Here is a 14,983-nt window from a genome sequence, read left to right as displayed (position 1 = left end):
GCGTTACGTATTCAAGGAGGTGTTCATGATCCCATGAATGATTTGCGGCTGTCCTTATGTATGATTGTCAAAGATGAGGAAGCTTCTATAGGCCGTTGTCTATCGAGTGTTAAGGGGATTGTAGATGAAATCATTATTGTCGATACAGGCTCAACGGATCGAACAGTAGAAATCTGCCAATCGTTTGGTGCACACGTACATTCATTTGCTTGGAATGAGAGCTTTGCAGACGCACGAAATTATGGGTTAGCTCGTGCGACAGGAGATTGGATTCTCTGGCTGGATGCTGATGAAGAAGTGGATGCAAATGACCGGGACAAACTGCGGGATTCCCGGTATTTTCACGAGTATGATGTGCTGCAGATTCAGTTGATTAATTATGTCGGTAACAAGGTGGACGAAGATAAAGCATTAAGCATCGGGCATTTCCGGCTCTTCCGAAATAACAAAGGGTTTGCATTCGTCAACAAAATTCATGAATGGCTCAACATTGACAAAGTATTGTCTTCTCCGGAAGATCAAAAAAGGATTGGCTCGTTACCGATAAAATTTCATCACTACGGATATCTCGATGATGTCGTAGAAAACAAGAACAAGTTCACGCGCAATCTAGAAATGCTTAAAAAAGAGTTGGAAGAGGAAGAAAGAAGCCCGTGGATTCATTATCACATTGCAGCAGAATACCATCGCGCCAAGCAGTATGAAAAGGCATTTGAACATGTGAATCTAGCAGTCGTTGACTTTTTGATGGCCGGGTTTACGCCGCCTTCTCTACTTTACAAACTAAAATATTCTATTTTACTTACGCTAGGAAGCTGGGATGGCGCATTGGAGGGAATCAAGCGGGCGTTAATACTGTATCCCGATTATGTAGATTTACAATTTTATCAGGGTGTGATTTTGTACGGGAAAGAAATGTACGAAGAAGCGCTTGAGGCGTTTGCACGATGTATTGATTTAGGAGAGGACAATTTCAATTATCTAATCATGAAAGGGCTTGGAAGTTTCCAGGCCTGGCATTGCAAAGGTCACTGTTATGAAAAGCTTGGTCAAACGAAGGAAGCTGCTCTTTCCTATATTCGTTCATTTCAGCTCTCACCCGAATATACTCCGGCTATTGAATCGCTAGCGGATCTCCTTCAAGGAGAAAAGATTTCGCTTCAGGATGTAGTTCCTGAGGATATTGATGTGAATACGCTTATTCAAGCTATTCAATCGCAAAGTTAGGTATGCGCCGTTCCCGATATGGTCCATGATCAATATCATTTACTATTAACCCAAAGGAGGAAATGCAATGTCTTTTCCTAATATCCCGAATGTTACTCCCGTGATCTCCGTAACACCGGGTGAGACTGTTTCACTGCTTCTTGCATCGATTGCTTTTGAGGAATTAGCCTTAGCTCATATTATTAATGCGGAAGCAGAGAAAATCCAGTTTGTTTTAGGAACGTTAACACCATGTAAGACAACGCTTCATTCTTCTGTTATTACTTTGCGTGATTTATTAGAGGTCAATAAAAGTGTACGCCAGACCCTTCAAGATGTCATTAAAAAGGAAATGCTTCTGCAATTCAAGTTTGAAAACGTACTGGAGCTGATTCGCTCGCGTCATAAGTGTTAAGAGTATTTTTCATAGCAAAAGAAGTGAATAGTAGCGTAGCTACCGTTCACTTCTTTCCTCTCGTTTTATGATTTTCTTTTTTCGCTGGCGGAAGCTGCTGCTTTTGTTTTTTTCACCAAGCCATGGGGGCACTGAAGGAGCGGACTTCATCGTTAGGCTTGATAAAAACACTTTTTCCTTATAGTAATTTTTTAAATCGTACAGGAGCAAGTGAGCACTTTCTCTTACGTGTGCCATAAAAAAGCAGTCGGACTGAATGAGAGTGGCGAGTTGTTCGGTCTCGTGTCGAAAATTGGTCTGGCTATCCATATGAAGAGCCGGATCGATATTGTGATTTTGTAAATAATTTGAGTATAACACTTTCTTACGCAGCAAGATCCGCTGTAGATCAATCAGGTTCCTGATAAATAAAAAAATCGAATAGCGCGATTGGTATTCCTCTGTTTTTTCTAACGCGGGAGAGTCAATGCTTCTTTTCCGTAATCCTTTAAGCAGTAATGTGGCTGATTCCAGCATTTTGCGTAAAGTATCTTCTGATAGCGAGAGAGCCTGGCTAAATGACAAATTATTCATCTTTATTCTCCCTGTAAGATGTTATTCCTCAAATTCAATGAAGCATTCTACTTGATGATCCTTTAACTCCAGTATGTTTTCTAGCTTTCGTAACAGCAGCCATTCCTTCATCACAATCGTCTCCAATAGAAGCGTAACGTTTTGATTGAATTTAATAATATCCCTGGTAGATGGACAGGTTGGGAAGTTAAGATGTTTCCCGACAAAAGCCTGTATTTTTTCTGCTTCTGCATTCATCAGATGGGACAGGGCAATTTCTTCAAGAGCAATCGACTCTAATAGATCAATGACGACTTCCTTGCCTGAAGGTCTGAATTTTCCTTCAGGTATATGAGGCATACTCATGCGGGCTTCACCTTCCTATTATATATGGCTAATATATGCCCCGCATTTTTAGGTGTTACAAAAAGCCCTTTTCCATAAAAATCATGGAAAAGGGCTGAAGCTGGTGAGAGTTAGCTAACTACTAGCTGCATGAAGGAGGATTGAATCCCCCGCAAGAATTGATGTGTATGTTGCCCTGTCCTGGTACAGTGCCCGCAAACACTTCGTTTCCATTTAATGTAAGTGTTACGCTCTTACCCTCTAGAACAAGCGTAAAGCCCACAGCTGTTTCAATTCCATTCTCTGTTCTCAATCCCGTACCTGAAATCGTGAAACGGAGCACACCGTTGTCTGAACAACATGTGCCTAACGTGCCTGCAGCTGTTGGAGTAAAGGAAGTTGCCTCGAAGTTGATAGGGGCGGCACCTGAGTTTGGTGTAAATTCAAAGAAGAATAGATCCGCTTCTGTTGGGTCACATTGTTGGCAGATCATTACTCTTGCACTTGAACCAGGATTTTTCCCAAGCTGTCCGGTTCCGGACACAGATGGGTTGCCGTCAAGTGTTTCAGTAAATGGTGAGTTGGCTGGAACGTTGAAGGATACTGAACATTGGCAAGTTTCGGACGGCGGAGTAGGTGGAGTAGTTGGCACGAGTACAGATATATTTTCAAGAATATTTTCCAGTTTGAATTGCAGCAGCATTTCTTTCTTAATGACAGTTTGAAGAGTTTGATTCACGCTTCGGTTAATATCCAGGATATTCGAGATGGTAACTGTAGGAGTATCGGAAGTGGAAGCGAGTGGTCTACTTGGTTCTAGTGTTCCCAAAACAAACTGGATTTTCTCCGCTTCTGCATTCATAATATGAGCTAAGGCTAATTCTTCAAAGGCAATCGACGCAAGAAGCAGAGGGATTGTTTGCCCCACTGTTACCGAAATCTTTGCGGTAACATCTGGGATGTTAGGAAAAGACATTCTGTTTCCTCCTTTTAATTGATAATAAAGTATATGAATTTTTGCTAGATGTGAAACGGCATATGCCTTTATTCTCTCTACTTTTTGCTTTTGTTTTTTTCTTTCTGGTAGATTTATACATAAGAAAAATGGCAGTGAGCGTAGCTCACTGCCATTTCGTTTGAATAATAGGTTTTCACCTTATTTTGTTTCTTCTTTTTTATTTGCATGTGAACCATCGCATTGTCCCTGCGGGTTCTGAGTTTGTCCACAACCACAAGCAGCCATCCGGATCACCTCCCTTCAATACGCATTTTTTATTGTTGTTCTCCACGTTTGAAGAGCTTACGATCAAGCGAGATTGCCGAAGGACCGGCCAGTACGAAGAATACGGAAAGCACAAGTAGTACAAGCTCAAATTCATAACCTGGATGTGTTCCATCGCCCATCAGTCCGGCAGCACCTTTGACGGTAGCAATCGCTCCTACCATTACAGCGGCGAATAGTGCCGCAACTACGCGAGTGCCAAGACCTGCGATCATAAGCAAGCCACCAACTAATTCAATAGTCGCTACGACATAAGCGAGTCCGGCTGGAAGACCAATGCTTGCGAACCAGCCTGCGATGTTGCTAATTCCTCCCTGGAATTTGCCGAGACCGTGCATGAAGAAAATAAATCCGAGAATGAGCTGTACGAGAAATAATGCTTTTTCTTTGTTATTCATGTTGAAAATCTCCCCTTTTGTATAAGTACATACATATTACTCAAATTTCCAAGCACTTAAGCTAAGTGAACCGTATTGATATACTTGGTGCAGCAGTGCTGCCTGACGTGTACGATCGCCTGCTCCCATGATCGGGAGGAGCGGGATGAAATGCTCATTGCGTGGAACAGCTTCCCGCACATGTGGAGCGAGTTCGTCATAGCGGAACATGTCCTCTGTATTCCATGTGACGAGCTTTTCATTAACCCACTGATCAAACTCCATCGCCCATGGCTCAGGCTGCCCGCCACCCCATTGGAGACGCCGTAAGTTGTGAACGGTGCCGCCGCTGCCAATAATAAGAACATCTTCATCACGAAGCGGCGCAAGTGCCTGCCCGATGCGATACTGTTCAGCAGGAGGCAGGAATGGATTCACTGACATTGCGACAACCGGGATATCGGCATTTGGATACATCAGCTTAAGCAGTGCCCATACACCGTGATCAAGTGGTCGCGTATCATCCTGCCGGGATGGAATTCCCTCGTTGGCTAACAGCTTTGTGATGCTTCCAGCAAGTTCAGGGTCACCTGGTGCCGGATATGTCATCTCATACATCTCAGCAGGAAATCCTGAGAAATCATACAGCGTGCGGTGTGTTTGGGCACTGCTGATGAGCTGCACATCCGATTCCCAGTGTGCAGTGAAAACGACAATCGCTTTAGGACGTGGAAGCTCAGCAACGAGCTTGCTCAGAAACTCTGTATAGGAATTTTCCTCGATCACAAGTGAAGGTGCTCCGTGTGCAAGAAAAAAAGCTGGCATCATACGTATAACCTCCTTTTAGGTTTTATTTTATGAATTAAAGTTTTGTATTACAAAACATAGAAGGAAAAGAAAATCCGGTATATAGTTAAGAGAGGAAGGATCATCTCTTTGTATCCGGGTTTTGTAAAAGTGAACTATGTTTTATATTTAAAAACTATCACGATGGTGGTAATATGTCAAGTATGAGGTGAAAAAAATATGAATATAGGTGAAAATATTCGCAGCCTGCGTAATCGCAAGCGGATTACGATTGCAGAAATGTGTGAAGGAACCGGATTGTCTAAAGGATTCGTCAGTCAGGTCGAGAACGGAAAAACATCACCCTCAATTGCGACACTGCAAACGATTGCTGATTTTCTTCATGTACCCCTTGCTTATTTGTTGCTAGAGCCAAGTCAGGCGGTTAAGGTTGTGCGAAGGGAAGAGAGAGTCGTTCATGAGTTTGGCAAGAATGGGATTCGCGTAGAATTACTTACCCCACAAAATCGGGATGGGCTTCGTATGATGATTACGTATACGCCACCTGGTGTAGGTACTGGAGATGAACCGCATGCTCATAAAGGGGAAGAAGCACACCTAGTACTAGAGGGAACGTTTCTTATTCAGCAGGGAGAAGATGAGTTCGTAGTCGGTCCGGGGGATAGCTTCTATTGGAAAGCATGTATTCCACATCGGGTTGTCAACATTGGCGACACGATGGGCAAAATGCTGATCTCGGTTTATGCGGCACATTCAGACGATATGATATAGGGATGGGAACTGCCTGCACATCGTGCAGGCAGTTTGTATGATAAAATGTAGGTTATATAGTGATTCCGGTAATGAGATATGGGGAATGAACGATGATTCAGTCTGTTTTATCAAATATAGCAGTCATTTTAATGATGCACGCAGCCCTGAATTTTATGATTATGAGCGTAAAAGGCAAAGTTTCACAAGGGGTATTTCGCTTTTTAATCGTGGCGATTATTTCTGCTACTTCTATTTCCTTGTTTTATCTGCCGATTACGTATGAGGAATACTGGTTTGATTTGCGAATCATTCCACTTGGATTTGCGGCATTGTTTAGAGGATGGGAAGACACCTGGCCTGCTCTGGCCATTGTTTGTATGTGGAGATGGGGAATGGGTGGGGCCGGTGCTGTACCGGGCATTGTCTTTGGATTGGTTTTGCCGACTCTTTTTGTGTTGTTTTTTTACATCAGGAATAAGACAAAGATCCAACCGTTTAAAATTTGGGCGTTATTTAGTATGATGTGGCTGATTTCTGACCTCCCTATTATTATATGGTTTCCAAATGGATGGGAAGTTTTTATGATGATTGCGCCGCTTCGATACATATCGATAACAGGTTCTGCGATTATTCTTTATCTTTTTGAGATCTGGTCAATGCGACAGATGGAACTGCAACGTAAGCTGCAGTTTTTTGCTGAGCATGATCCGTTAACAGAGTTGTACAATCTGCGTAAGTTTTTTGATTTACTGAACGTTGAATATAAAGGGAAGCAGCCTGTCAATTATGTTGCTTTGGTTGATATTGATTATTTTAAAAAAATTAACGACACGTATGGCCATTTAACGGGAGACCGTGTGCTGCAAAAAATAGCACAAGTATTTTTGCAGGTGTGTAGAACAATAAATAGCGAAGGGCACAGGGCTTTTGTGGCAAGGTATGGAGGAGAAGAGTTTATTCTCTATGTATCTTGTACATCTGTAGAGTATTTGGAATCCTGTCTTGAGCAGATTCGCCAAGCGGTCGCTTCGGCGAAATTCCAGGCGGAAGATGGAACGCGTATTCCACCTGTTACGATCTCGATTGGATGCGCAGAATTGTCTTCTATAGATCATGTACAACAGACGATTTTATATGCAGACAAAAGTTTGTATGAAGTAAAAAACAATGGACGGAATGGTGTAAAGGTCCTTGGTGAGTAAGAAAATAGGGGAAGAAAGAGGAGGGGGGAAACGTAGGCGCCATTATGTTTTCCCCTTTCGCTCTTCCCCCTCCTTTATTGCGTGGCGTACTCTTCTCTGGTATGATTTTACGTAGATTTAGTCATGCTGGCGTATGAGGAGAGCAGCGCCAGAATCATATGCAGGAGGTGGAAAACATGAGTGCGATTACACGCAATGAAGTCGAATATGTAGCCAAGCTTGCCCGTCTGAATCTGACGGAAGAAGAAGCCGTGAAATATACTGAACAACTGAACAGCATTCTTGAGTTTGCAGGAAAATTAAACGAACTCGATACAGCGGATGTACCGCCAACTAGTCATGTGCTTAATGTGTATAACGTTATGCGCGATGATATCGTCGTTCCGTCTTTGAGTCATGAAGACGCTCTGCGCAATGCGCCGGATGAAGAGGATGGACAATTCAAAGTACCGGCTGTTATCGAATAGGAAAGGGGGACAACCTGCGTGTCTTTGTTTGAAAAACGGTTGCAAGATATACATACCGAACTGGAAAAAGGAGAACTTACTGTCTCCGATCTCGTAAACGCTTCGTTTGAGCGCATCGCTCAGACTGAAGATAAAGTAAAGGCGTTTATTTCCCTCGATGAGGAGAATGCGCGTGCTCGCGCAAAACAGTTGGACGAGCAGCAATCCCGTGGAGAAGAACAGGGATTGCTTTTTGGTTTGCCAGCGGGGATTAAAGATAACATTGTAACAAAAAATGTAATCACTACATGTGCGAGTAAATTACTGGCTAACTATAAGCCGGTTCATAACGCTACTGCGATGGATCGTTTGCATGCATCCGAAGCTGTCATGATCGGGAAGTTGAACATGGATGAATTCGCGATGGGTGGCTCGACTGAGAACTCTAGCTTCCATAACACATACAATCCATGGAACCTTGCGTATGTACCAGGTGGTTCGAGCGGTGGTTCGGCTGCATCGGTTGCGGCTGGACAAGTATACTTCTCGCTTGGCTCGGATACAGGTGGTTCCATTCGCCAGCCAGCGGCGTACTGCGGCGTAGTTGGCCTGAAGCCGACATACGGTCTCGTATCTCGCTACGGTCTGGTGGCGTTCGCATCTTCGCTTGATCAGATCGGCCCAATTACGAAAAACGTTGAAGACTCGGCTTATGTGCTACAGGCGATTGCTACACATGATCCGGTTGATTCCACATCAGCGGATGTAGAAATCCCGGATTACATCTCGGCACTGACAGGTGACATCAAAGGCTTACGTGTTGGTGTACCGAAAGAAATGATGGGCGAAGGGATCGACCCGGAAGTGCGCGAGAAAATTAACGCAGCGTTAAAAGTGCTGGAGAGCCTGGGTGCAACGGTAGAAGAAGTAACACTGCCGCATACAGAATATGCGGTACCGACGTATTACATTCTTGCACCATCAGAAGCGTCATCCAACCTGGCACGCTATGACGGCGTACGCTATGGCGTACGTGCGGATAGTGCCGAGAACTTGATTGATATGTACCATGAGACGCGCAGCCAGGGACTTGGCCCGGAAGTGAAGCGTCGCATCATGCTTGGTACGTATGCATTAAGCTCAGGTTATTATGATGCATACTACCGGAAAGCTCAGCAAGTGCGTACGCTCATTAAGCGCGACTTTGACCAGGTATTTGCGAAATATGATGTGATTATCGGACCAACTGCGCCGACAACAGCATTTAAGATTGGCGAGAAAGTGAATGATCCGCTGACGATGTATCTGGAAGATATTTGTACAATTCCAGTTAACCTTGCAGGTATTCCGGCAATCAGCGTTCCATGCGGATTCGCAAGCAATGGGATGCCAATCGGTATGCAAATCGCAGGTAAATCATTCGATGAAGCAACTGTACTCCGCGTTGCACACGCGTTTGAACAAAATACCGAACATCACAAAGCTCGTCCAGAGCTGTAAAAGGAGGTTAGACAGACGATGGAATTCGAAACGGTCATTGGACTTGAAGTTCACGTGGAATTGTCCACGAATACAAAAATTTTCTGTGGTTGTTCAACAGAATTCGGCGCACCGCCAAACACGCATACATGCCCGGTCTGCCTCGGACATCCGGGTGTTTTGCCGGTACTGAACAAGCGCGCAGTAGAATTCGCAATTAAAGCTGGACTCGCACTCAATTGTGAGATTGCGGATGAAAGTATTTTCGAGCGTAAAAACTACTTCTATCCAGATTCACCGAAAGCATATCAGATTTCCCAGCTGGATCAAGCAATTGCAGTAAACGGCTGGATTGAAATCGAAGTAGACGGTAAGCCGAAGCGTATCGGTATTACCCGTCTCCAGCTAGAAGAAGATGCGGGCAAACTGACACACGCAGACAGTGGATACGCATCGCTCGTTGACTTTAACCGTGTGGGAACGCCGCTCATCGAGATTGTCTCCGAGCCGGACCTCCGTTCACCGGAAGAAGCACGCTTGTATTTGGAGAAGCTCAAATCAATTGTCCAGTATTGTGAAATCTCCGATGTGAAAATGGAGGAAGGTTCATTCCGTTGTGACGCTAACATCAGTCTGCGTCCAGTAGGTCAGGAACAATTCGGTAAACGGGCCGAGCTGAAAAACGTGAACTCACTCCGCAACGTACAGCGTGGACTTGAATATGAAGAAATTCGTCAGGCAGAATTGCTGCGTGACGGAGAAGAAGTTGTACAAGAAACACGCCGCTGGGATGATAACACAGGCCGTACCTTCTCCATGCGAAGCAAAGAAGAGGCGCATGACTATCGCTACTTCCCGGACCCAGATCTGATCAAGATGAAAATCGATCCGGCCTGGATTGAAGAGATTCGTGCCTTGATCCCGGAACTGCCAGATGCACGTAAAGTTCGTTATGTGGAACAGTACAGCTTGCCGGAATACGATGCGGGTGTACTGACGATGTCGAAGGACATGTCTGACTTCTTTGATGCGACTGTGCAGACTGGTGCGGATGCCAAAGCAGTTTCCAACTGGCTCATGGGAGAGACGATCGGATATTTGAACGCCAATAACCTGGAATTCAAACAGATCAGCCTGACACCGGATAATCTTGGTGCGCTCGTACAGCTGATCGAAAAAGGCACCATCAGCAACAAGATCGCCAAGAAAGTGTTCAAAGAGATGATGGAATCAGGCAAGTCGCCGGAAAAAATCGTCGAAGAACAAGGTCTGGTGCAGATTAGCGATGAAGGGGCACTGAAGCAGATGGTAGACGAAGTGCTCGCTGCAAATCCGCAGGCGATTGAAGATTTCAAAGCCGGTAAGGAAAAAGCAATGGGTGCGCTTGTGGGTCAGATCATGAAAGCATCCAAAGGAAAAGCAAATCCGGGTGTAGTTAATCAGCTGCTCCGTGATGCGCTGGCAAAATTGTAGGTTTCTACAAAGGAATTTTTTAGAAACATTTTCCTCCCCTGGATCGTCTGAAGGGCGAGGAGGGTGAAATATGAAAAAGTATATGATAATCGGGTGCTTGGCTTTATCATGCAGCTTTGCGACGGTGGTTACGCCTTTTGGAACGGAATCGGTTTTGGCAGCTGCGAGCAAGCAAACGGTACATCCGACACAAATCAAAAACATAAATGAGAAGAATATTATCTCGCTTATTGTAGCGGCACAGAAGCATTATGTTTATACAAGCAGTGGCGGCAAAGGTACGGGTAAGATCGAAAGTTTCAAAATTAAAAACGACCCGAATGCGCAAGAGTACAGGTTCCTGTCTGCTGATATAGGTACGCCGAAAAAGCTGAGTGCTTACTTGACACAAGTATTCACCAAGCAGGCAAGTGAGACATATATCAAAGAGCGATTCATTACGTATCAAGGCAGAACAGCACAGCTAAATGCAGATGGGGGAAACTTGCTGCAGTTCGATAAAGCAACTGCGAAGCTTTTGCGAAGTTCGGGAAATGTACGAGACTATCAATTGATCATTCCGTATCCTGCTGACGTCGGGATGAAGCCTGAAGTGCAAATTGTGACCGTACAAAAAGAAAAGGGAGTCTGGCGGATTGCAACACCGCCGGAGAAGCTTTTTTAAAGCAGGATAAAAGACGAACAGCCAGCTCTTCCATCAGGAGAGCTGGCTGTTTTCATGTTGTTTTTCTTTTGCCATAATGACAAGCACCGCTCCTGTGAGGACAATCCCTCCACCGAGCATTTGTAGCGCCGCCATCTGTTCATGCAGCAGGGCAAAAGAGAACAGGATCGTCACAATCGGTTCCACCATACTCACAATAGAAGCACGTGTTGGCCCGGTTTTGTTCATGCCAACAAAAAATGTGAGCATCGACACAACGGTCGAGAAGAGTGCGACACCGATAATCGCCATCCATCCGGTTTTGCTAAATGAAAAATGCAGGGAGTCAGTGAAGATTCCCCATACAAAAAACGATGTCGAGGCAAACAGGGCGATATACGCACTTGTGACAATTGGAGGTACGGATGATGTTACCCGATTGCCGATAATAATGTACAGCGAATACACAGCCCCCGCGCCGAGCGCGAATAGCACGCCGAGTGTGTTAATGTCTCCATTTGGCGTTCCAAGCACGAGCCCCATGCCGCCAAGCGAGATAAGAACAGATAGGACCAGCTGCTTTGATAGCGTTTCTTTATTAAAGAAGAACGATAGAATTGCAACGAATACAGGGTACAAATAAAATAAAAGCGTGGCTAGTGAGGCTGGAATGTACTTTACAGCTAAAAAATACGCCGACGACTGCAAAGTGTAAAATACGCTGCCGAGCAGCAAAAGTGATATCAGCTGACGCCGTGATACGTTCCAGGTGCGTGAGTACAAGAACACACAGCCAAAGAAAATAACCGCTGCAATGGCAAAACGTAAAAATAACAGCGTCGTTACACTTACGCCACTGTCATAGGCAAACAGCGCAAAGATCGGCAGCAAACCGAATCCGACCGCCGATAATAGCACAAGAAGATATCCGGAAACCACGAACTCCCCTCCTTTTTTCGTATGCATATAAAGTTATCGGTAAAATTATTGTAACAAAATTTCGACTTTATTCCAGAGGAATTTCTCTACCATGGAAGATAGTTGGCTTGTTTTGTCGAATAGATATTATATAGGGGAACAATATTATAAACGTGAAAGGGGTCATAGCTATGACACTCGAACTCTGGTATGAAAAAGGAATGACGTTTGAACAGTATCGTATGAACATGCAAGTCAATCAACAGGAACTAACACGGGTCTACGAACAAGTAGTTTTCTCGGAAGAGGATCAAAATACATGGAACGATGCTGCCGAGCGTAACTGGAGAGGAATTGTCCTTACTGCGGATTGGTGTGGAGATGCGGCTTTATGTGTTCCAGTCCTGCAGCGAATCGCAGAGGCAAGCAAGATAGAATTACGCTTTTTGATTCGTGATGAGAATCTGGAGCTTATGGATCAATACTTAACGAATGGAACATCGCGCTCCATTCCAATTTTCATTTTTATCGATCAAGATGGTAACGAAAAAAAGGTCTGGGGTCCAAGATCATCAGAGGTGCAGGAGATGGTTACAGCCTTACGAGCTGAACTACCCGCAGCAGACTCACCAGATTTTCAAGAGAAACAAAAAAATATGTATCGCCAATTTAAAGAAAGAATCACGTCCGACCCTTCCGTGTGGCGTACGGTTATCGAAAGTGTGAAAGCGAAGGTACAGGAATAAAATTCTGTGGAACACAAGGGATTTTATTACAAATATCGAATATAGCTAATAGAGTCTGGTCTTTTTCACTATCGGTCTGTGTATTTGGTGCGTTCTATTGACAATCTAGACGTTCATTCCAAGGAGGTTTTATGCCATGTTTAGTTTAAAAGATAAAGAGTATATCTTGGTATTTACAGGACCCGACGGAGCAGGTCGTAAAACGATTGCGGAAATGATTTTTCGCAGTCTTCATATTCCGCCGGTTATTTCCTATACAACTCGTCCGAAGAAACCGATGGAAGTGGAAGGGCAAGACTATCATTTTATTACTGAAGAGCAATTTCATCAGGCAGCAGCAAATAATGAGTTTTTAGAAAGCGTTGCGATGGACGGCTATCACTATGGCATCAAAGAAGGAGATATTGCCGCATTGTTTACCGAACACCAGAGTATTATTATGGTGTTGAATGCGGAAGGAACGGAGAAAGTGAAAAAGCTGTATGGAGATAACGTGATTCGCTTCTTTATTTATGCAGACAGTGATACGGTTGCCGAGCGCCAAAAGCAGCGTGGCGATTCAGACAAGGATATCGCACGACACCTAGCACATTATAACGAAACGATCGCCTATAAAGATGCGTGCGAGCATGTATTTGAAAACTTTGATTCATCGCATACGGCTTTCGAAATTACGAAGCTGCTGGAGAAGTACTTAGAAGCTAAATTTCTGGAAGACTAATTGCAAACAACCGGTACCGTAAGAGGTAAAAATCCTGGTATACCCCTTCTTTGTTCTTATGAGAAGGGTGTATATCAGGATTTTTTTGTGTACAAATACGAGGAAAAGTGCTATAAAGTTTACAATACACAGAAAAATAGTCGGTTTTAATGGGAGGGGATTGCATGAAGCAAGGAGTCATCATTATTGCACATGGTTCGCGTCGGCCAGAGTGGAACGAGCTTGTGGAAAAAACAGCAAGACAGCTTACTAGCAATGTGCAGATCGAGGTAGCTTTTCTTGGTATGGTCGAGGGAAAGTCGATTGTGAATGGAATCCGAAGGTTGGAAGAGAAGGGGGTTCAGCATATCATCGCAATCCCGCTATTCGTGTCAAGTGGCAGCACCCATTTATCCGAAATTCGTTATGCGCTTGGTCTTGCGGATAGCTGTGCCGTGCCGACGGATTTAGCACGCATTTCGTTGCAACCTGGTACCGCTATCACCTGGGCTGCACCGATGGACACACACCAATGCATCCGTACTTTGCTGCGGACGCGAGTATGTGAGCTGTCTAGTCGCCCAGAAGAAGAAGCATTACTGCTTGTGGCACACGGGAGCGAGGAGACTGGTTATCAAGAACGATGGGAGCGGCTGCTGCAGGAACTTGCGGCGAGTTTGTGTGATGAAGTTGGGCTGTGTGCTGCTGCATACAGTACATTTCATCCAGATACCATTCGACAGCAGGCGTCCCGACTAGCAGACAGATACAAGCCGCTCGTTGTCCCCCTGTTTCTTAGTTCAGGTTATTACACAGAAAAAGCCATTCCGCAGCGTCTGGCCGGGATTTCGGTGCGCTATGACGGACGCCCTTATCTCCCTGATCCAAACGTGGCAAAATGGCTTGCGAGTACGATCCAGATGTACGTATCTTAACGACCTGTTTCGAGTACCTCACGTACGCGGGTAAGATGCTGTTCAATCAGGTTACGTGCTTCTTTGCTGTTCTGGTTTTGAATGGCCTCAAATATTTCCCGGTGCTCATGATAGAGACGGGAGGTTGTGCCTTCGCTTTCATATAACCACAGGTTACGGCTATCCCGAATCGTTAGGTTGAGTGCCTCCGCGATGCTTTCCATCATGTTCTGTAAATACGGATTTTTTGTGGCGTATGCGATGGCAATGTGAAATTCAATGTCGTATAACCGACTCAGCTCTTCATCCGTTAGTGCAGCTTCCATATTATTTATAATAGTAGAAAGACGCTGCATGTCCTCTTCATCTCGGTTCATCGCTGCAAGTTCCGCACAGCCGGACTCCACAATCTGGCGTACTTGCATCAGCTTCACCAATTCTTCGTGATTGCTGGCGATGATAGGTGGAATGGCTTTTAATGCCGCTGCTGCACTTTTTTTCACAAAGGTACCCTCGCCTTGACGTGATTCAATCAGGCCGCGTGCCTTGAGCTGGCTAAGTGCTTCCCGGACGGTAGACTTTCCTACATGGTACTGTTCGGCGAGGCGATCAATGGTGGGGAGCCGCGTTCCGGGTTCTAGCGTTCCATCTTCGATCAGTTTCTCTATTTGTTCCGCGATCACTTCATAACTTTTTTTAATAAGTGACATAAATGTTTCGTACCC

General features: G+C 44.8%; 18 protein-coding genes. 11 read left to right on the top strand and 7 right to left on the bottom strand.

The window, feature by feature from the left end; genetic code table 11:
* The first annotated feature begins 33 nt into the window (after nt 1–33).
* Together PO771_RS16940 and PO771_RS16935 are read left to right on the top strand one after the other, a co-directional pair.
* A complete protein-coding gene (locus tag PO771_RS16940; RefSeq protein WP_272560817.1) occupies nt 34–1,227 on the top strand; it encodes a glycosyltransferase family 2 protein in 1,194 nt (397 codons plus the stop codon).
* A gap of 67 nt (nt 1,228–1,294) precedes the next feature.
* Nucleotides 1,295–1,621 carry an alpha-helical endospore appendage domain-containing protein gene (locus PO771_RS16935; protein ID WP_272560816.1) on the top strand — a complete coding sequence of 109 codons (327 nt, stop codon included), beginning with the start codon at nt 1,295–1,297 and terminating at the stop codon, nt 1,619–1,621.
* Between the two features lie 39 nt (nt 1,622–1,660).
* Here the strand turns inward: PO771_RS16935 and PO771_RS16930 are convergent, their stop codons facing one another.
* The 5 genes from PO771_RS16930 to PO771_RS16910 all read right to left on the bottom strand — a co-directional run bounded on the left by PO771_RS16930 (nt 1,661) and on the right by PO771_RS16910 (nt 5,005).
* Complete coding sequence (locus tag PO771_RS16930; protein WP_272560815.1) at nt 1,661–2,194, bottom strand: hypothetical protein; 534 nt, start codon at nt 2,192–2,194, stop codon at nt 1,661–1,663.
* A gap of 21 nt (nt 2,195–2,215) precedes the next feature.
* Complete coding sequence (locus tag PO771_RS16925) at nt 2,216–2,539, bottom strand: alpha-helical endospore appendage domain-containing protein (protein WP_272560814.1); 324 nt, start codon at nt 2,537–2,539, stop codon at nt 2,216–2,218.
* A gap of 121 nt (nt 2,540–2,660) precedes the next feature.
* Nucleotides 2,661–3,494 (bottom strand): alpha-helical endospore appendage domain-containing protein, encoded by an 834-nt coding sequence (locus PO771_RS19495; RefSeq protein WP_422664964.1) that lies wholly within the window; start codon nt 3,492–3,494, stop codon nt 2,661–2,663.
* Nucleotides 3,495–3,790: 296 nt separating this feature from the next.
* Complete coding sequence (locus PO771_RS16915) at nt 3,791–4,198, bottom strand: DoxX family protein (protein WP_272560813.1); 408 nt, start codon at nt 4,196–4,198, stop codon at nt 3,791–3,793.
* Nucleotides 4,199–4,234: 36 nt separating this feature from the next.
* A complete protein-coding gene (locus PO771_RS16910; RefSeq protein WP_272560812.1) occupies nt 4,235–5,005 on the bottom strand; it encodes a DODA-type extradiol aromatic ring-opening family dioxygenase in 771 nt (256 codons plus the stop codon).
* Between the two features lie 198 nt (nt 5,006–5,203).
* On the opposite strand from PO771_RS16910, the gene PO771_RS16905 reads away from it, so the two are divergent.
* The 6 genes from PO771_RS16905 to PO771_RS16880 all read left to right on the top strand — a co-directional run bounded on the left by PO771_RS16905 (nt 5,204) and on the right by PO771_RS16880 (nt 11,001).
* Complete coding sequence (locus tag PO771_RS16905) at nt 5,204–5,755, top strand: cupin domain-containing protein (protein ID WP_272560811.1); 552 nt, start codon at nt 5,204–5,206, stop codon at nt 5,753–5,755.
* A gap of 92 nt (nt 5,756–5,847) precedes the next feature.
* A complete protein-coding gene (locus PO771_RS16900) occupies nt 5,848–6,939 on the top strand; it encodes a GGDEF domain-containing protein (RefSeq protein WP_272560810.1) in 1,092 nt (363 codons plus the stop codon).
* 176 nt (nt 6,940–7,115) lie between these two features.
* Complete coding sequence (gatC, locus tag PO771_RS16895; RefSeq protein ID WP_272560809.1) at nt 7,116–7,406, top strand: Asp-tRNA(Asn)/Glu-tRNA(Gln) amidotransferase subunit GatC; 291 nt, start codon at nt 7,116–7,118, stop codon at nt 7,404–7,406.
* A gap of 18 nt (nt 7,407–7,424) precedes the next feature.
* Complete coding sequence (gatA, locus tag PO771_RS16890; protein ID WP_272560808.1) at nt 7,425–8,885, top strand: Asp-tRNA(Asn)/Glu-tRNA(Gln) amidotransferase subunit GatA; 1,461 nt, start codon at nt 7,425–7,427, stop codon at nt 8,883–8,885.
* An 18-nt stretch (nt 8,886–8,903) separates the two neighbouring features.
* Nucleotides 8,904–10,337, top strand: a complete 1,434-nt coding sequence (gatB, locus tag PO771_RS16885) for an Asp-tRNA(Asn)/Glu-tRNA(Gln) amidotransferase subunit GatB (RefSeq protein WP_272560807.1) — start codon at nt 8,904–8,906, stop codon at nt 10,335–10,337.
* A 70-nt stretch (nt 10,338–10,407) separates the two neighbouring features.
* The gene (locus PO771_RS16880; RefSeq protein ID WP_272560806.1) at nt 10,408–11,001 is read left to right on the top strand and encodes a DL-endopeptidase inhibitor IseA family protein; all 594 of its coding nucleotides are present in this window, start codon (nt 10,408–10,410) and stop codon (nt 10,999–11,001) included.
* Nucleotides 11,002–11,034: 33 nt separating this feature from the next.
* Here PO771_RS16880 and PO771_RS16875 read toward each other — a convergent pair whose 3' ends face one another.
* Nucleotides 11,035–11,919: an EamA family transporter gene (locus tag PO771_RS16875; protein WP_272560804.1), complete on the bottom strand. Its 885-nt coding sequence runs from the start codon at nt 11,917–11,919 to the stop codon at nt 11,035–11,037.
* Nucleotides 11,920–12,089: 170 nt separating this feature from the next.
* Here PO771_RS16875 and PO771_RS16870 point away from each other — a divergent pair, with 170 nt between their 5' ends.
* The 3 genes from PO771_RS16870 to PO771_RS16860 all read left to right on the top strand — a co-directional run bounded on the left by PO771_RS16870 (nt 12,090) and on the right by PO771_RS16860 (nt 14,279).
* Nucleotides 12,090–12,644, top strand: a complete 555-nt coding sequence (locus tag PO771_RS16870) for a thioredoxin family protein (RefSeq protein WP_272560803.1) — start codon at nt 12,090–12,092, stop codon at nt 12,642–12,644.
* Between the two features lie 136 nt (nt 12,645–12,780).
* Complete coding sequence (locus tag PO771_RS16865) at nt 12,781–13,365, top strand: guanylate kinase (protein WP_272560802.1); 585 nt, start codon at nt 12,781–12,783, stop codon at nt 13,363–13,365.
* A gap of 164 nt (nt 13,366–13,529) precedes the next feature.
* Entirely contained in the window at nt 13,530–14,279 is a 750-nt protein-coding gene (locus PO771_RS16860) for a sirohydrochlorin chelatase (protein ID WP_272560801.1), read from the top strand.
* Here PO771_RS16860 and PO771_RS16855 read toward each other — a convergent pair.
* On the bottom strand, nt 14,276–14,968 hold the full coding sequence (locus PO771_RS16855; RefSeq protein WP_272560800.1) for a FadR/GntR family transcriptional regulator: 693 nt from the start codon (nt 14,966–14,968) through the stop codon (nt 14,276–14,278). The genes PO771_RS16860 and PO771_RS16855 overlap by 4 nt on opposite strands.
* Nucleotides 14,969–14,983: the final 15 nt, after the last annotated feature.

The sequence above is a fragment of the Aneurinibacillus uraniidurans genome, assembly GCF_028471905.1.
In the GTDB taxonomy this organism is placed as follows: Bacteria; Bacillota; Bacilli; order Aneurinibacillales; family Aneurinibacillaceae; genus Aneurinibacillus; species Aneurinibacillus uraniidurans.
Note: the sequence above shows the minus strand (reverse complement) of the source record. Positions and strands in the feature narration are given on the sequence as shown.

What these genes read in the sequence shown, in the direction of transcription:
- PO771_RS16940 (WP_272560817.1), top strand. Translation starts at nt 34, where the DNA reads ATGAATGATTTGCGGCTGTCCTTATGTATGATTGTCAAAGATGAGGAA.
- PO771_RS16935 (WP_272560816.1), top strand. Translation starts at nt 1,295, where the DNA reads ATGTCTTTTCCTAATATCCCGAATGTTACTCCCGTGATCTCCGTAACA.
- PO771_RS16930 (WP_272560815.1), bottom strand. Translation starts at nt 2,194, where the DNA reads ATGAATAATTTGTCATTTAGCCAGGCTCTCTCGCTATCAGAAGATACT.
- PO771_RS16925 (WP_272560814.1), bottom strand. Translation starts at nt 2,539, where the DNA reads ATGAGTATGCCTCATATACCTGAAGGAAAATTCAGACCTTCAGGCAAG.
- PO771_RS19495 (WP_422664964.1), bottom strand. Translation starts at nt 3,494, where the DNA reads ATGTCTTTTCCTAACATCCCAGATGTTACCGCAAAGATTTCGGTAACA.
- PO771_RS16915 (WP_272560813.1), bottom strand. Translation starts at nt 4,198, where the DNA reads ATGAATAACAAAGAAAAAGCATTATTTCTCGTACAGCTCATTCTCGGA.
- PO771_RS16910 (WP_272560812.1), bottom strand. Translation starts at nt 5,005, where the DNA reads ATGATGCCAGCTTTTTTTCTTGCACACGGAGCACCTTCACTTGTGATC.
- PO771_RS16905 (WP_272560811.1), top strand. Translation starts at nt 5,204, where the DNA reads ATGAATATAGGTGAAAATATTCGCAGCCTGCGTAATCGCAAGCGGATT.
- PO771_RS16900 (WP_272560810.1), top strand. Translation starts at nt 5,848, where the DNA reads ATGATTCAGTCTGTTTTATCAAATATAGCAGTCATTTTAATGATGCAC.
- gatC (WP_272560809.1), top strand. Translation starts at nt 7,116, where the DNA reads ATGAGTGCGATTACACGCAATGAAGTCGAATATGTAGCCAAGCTTGCC.
- gatB (WP_272560807.1), top strand. Translation starts at nt 8,904, where the DNA reads ATGGAATTCGAAACGGTCATTGGACTTGAAGTTCACGTGGAATTGTCC.
- PO771_RS16880 (WP_272560806.1), top strand. Translation starts at nt 10,408, where the DNA reads ATGAAAAAGTATATGATAATCGGGTGCTTGGCTTTATCATGCAGCTTT.
- PO771_RS16870 (WP_272560803.1), top strand. Translation starts at nt 12,090, where the DNA reads ATGACACTCGAACTCTGGTATGAAAAAGGAATGACGTTTGAACAGTAT.
- PO771_RS16865 (WP_272560802.1), top strand. Translation starts at nt 12,781, where the DNA reads ATGTTTAGTTTAAAAGATAAAGAGTATATCTTGGTATTTACAGGACCC.
- PO771_RS16860 (WP_272560801.1), top strand. Translation starts at nt 13,530, where the DNA reads ATGAAGCAAGGAGTCATCATTATTGCACATGGTTCGCGTCGGCCAGAG.
- PO771_RS16855 (WP_272560800.1), bottom strand. Translation starts at nt 14,968, where the DNA reads ATGTCACTTATTAAAAAAAGTTATGAAGTGATCGCGGAACAAATAGAG.